Here is a 1,561-nt window from a genome sequence, read left to right on the forward strand (position 1 = left end):
AACGGGCGCAACCCGATCGGCATCGTCGTGCCGTGCCACCGGGTGATAGGCGCCAGCGGTGACCTGACCGGCTACGGCGGCGGGCTGGACCGCAAACGCTATCTGCTCGACCACGAGCGGCAGGTCGTCGCGGCGCTGGCGAGCTAGGAGCGGCTGCCCGAGGCAGTTGACCAGGTCACCCGGGAGGCCGCCGAGGAACACCTGCTGGGCGCGGCCCGCGACTGGGACCCGAACGCGGTCAGCAAACGCGCCACCCACCTGGAAGCGGTGCTTGACCCCGACGGTCTCCTCGTCACCGAGGCCGAGCAGCGCCAGCAGCGCGAGGTGTCGCTGTCGCGGGATCTGCATGGCAGGTACCGCCTTTACGGCCGCCTGGATGCCGAAGCCGCCAACACCCTGAAGCTTGCGTTGGACCCGCTCGCCAGACCCGACCCCCCACCCGGCGAACGTGACCCCCGCACGGCCGGGCAGCGCCGCGCCGATGCGCTGGTCGTGATCGCGTCCTGGAGCCTGCGGCACAAGAAGATGCCGAGTCCTGGTGGGCAGCGGCCGCACGTGCTGGTCACCAGCACGCTGGCGGAGCTGCGCGCCAAGGCCGGCACCGCCACCTTGAACAACGGCGAACTGGTCTCCGTCGAGACCGCGCTGAAGAACGCCTGTGACGCCGACGTGTCGCTGGCGGTGTTCGACCACCGCGGCGCGCTGCTGCACTACGGCCGGGACAAGCGCACCGCCGCACCGGACCTACGCCGCGCCCTGCTGGCCCGGGACCGCGGTTGTGTACACCCGGGGTGTGATGTGCCGCCGGTGTATCTGCACGCGCACCATCTCGACCACTGGGTCCATGGCGGCGAGACCAGCATCGAGACGATGGGCATGTGGTGCGGCCGGCACCACAAGCTCCAACACGGCGGCGGCTGGCACGCCGTCATGATCGACGGCCGACCCCACGTGATTCCCCCACGATGGCTCGACACCGACCAGAAACCCCGCCGCAACCACATCCACGACCCACCCTGACCCACCGGGCGGGCGCGGTGCGCCCTGGAGAATAGCGCCGGTCACCGATGGGTTCCGGCGCCGAAGGCGGTCTCACTCGATGTGACGCGGCCGCTGCACTGAGCCGTGGCGAAATAGATTGACCTGAAGTTTACTTCAACTCGTAGCGTCACCACTGTCACTGGCAGCTGGTTGACTGCTGCAGACGGGAAGGCCGGAAAGGACCGCCATGGACATGGAAGTCACCGCGTGGACGTCGCTCTACCATGCGATGCACGCGCAGCAGGACAAGCGGCCGTTCTCCAGGGCCACCCTGCTGCGCGTCGGCAAGTTCGCGCGGCGGCACCGTGCCCAGCTGCTGCTGTTCCTGCTGCTCAGCACCGTCACCGCCACCCTCGCGGTGGCCACGCCGCTGCTCGCCGGCAGGGTCGTCGACCGGATCGTCGAAGGGGCTGCGCTGCGCGTCGTGATCGGCCTGGCCGTGCTGATCGCCGCGATCGCGCTGGCCGAAGCGGGCATCGGTCTGCTCTCCCGGTGGCTGTCGGCGCGCATCGGCGAGGGC

At 69.9% G+C, this 1,561-nt stretch carries 3 protein-coding genes; all 3 read left to right on the forward strand.

Annotated features, from left to right (window positions below; translation table 11 throughout):
* On the forward strand, positions 1-147 hold a 147-nt coding region (locus GEV07_30940), incomplete at its 5' end, for a methylated-DNA--[protein]-cysteine S-methyltransferase (protein MQA06924.1).
* Positions 148-153: 6 nt separating this feature from the next.
* Positions 154-1,020 carry a DUF222 domain-containing protein gene (locus GEV07_30945; GenBank protein ID MQA06925.1) on the forward strand — a complete coding sequence of 289 codons (867 nt, stop codon included), beginning with the start codon at positions 154-156 and terminating at the stop codon, positions 1,018-1,020.
* A gap of 208 nt (positions 1,021-1,228) precedes the next feature.
* On the forward strand, positions 1,229-1,561 hold a 333-nt coding region (locus GEV07_30950), incomplete at its 3' end, for an ABC transporter ATP-binding protein (GenBank protein ID MQA06926.1).

Source organism: Streptosporangiales bacterium (assembly GCA_009379825.1).
Taxonomy (GTDB): Bacteria; Actinomycetota; Actinomycetes; order Streptosporangiales; family WHST01; genus WHST01.